Source organism: Arthrobacter sp. Y3225116, assembly GCF_059091245.1.
The window spans coordinates 1-288 of sequence record NZ_JBNHGL010000618.1 but is presented as its reverse complement, the minus strand read 5'-3'; the positions used below and the strand labels follow the sequence as shown (position 1 = coordinate 288).

Genomic DNA, 288 nt, shown 5'->3' with positions numbered 1-288 from the left:
GGCCGGCGGCGGCAGGCGATGCGGCCGCGCAGCCGCTGGAAGACGTGCGGCGGCAGGTCCAGGGCGGCGGCGAAGTCCTGTTCTGAGGTGAAGCCGCCGCGCTTCTCCCTGACCTGGACGGCCTTTTTGGCAAGCGCACGCGAGAATCCGGGCAGCGTTTCGAGTTCGCGGGCGGTGGCCGCATTAACATCCACCGGTTCGAACGCAGCATCGGCCGTCGCCCGTGAGGCAACCGCCGGAAGTGCCGGCCTCCGGGCTGGTGGTCCGGCGGGGCCTGGCGCGCCCGGC

The 288-nt window shown here is 72.9% G+C and carries 1 protein-coding gene; it reads right to left on the bottom strand.

Translation table 11 applies throughout. From position 1 onward, the window contains the following. Positions 1-194, bottom strand: a 194-nt coding sequence (locus AC5RV2_RS19235; RefSeq protein ID WP_494093651.1) for a ComEA family DNA-binding protein, incomplete at its 3' end; no start/stop codon positions are given. Between the last annotated feature and the right edge of the window lie 94 nt (positions 195-288).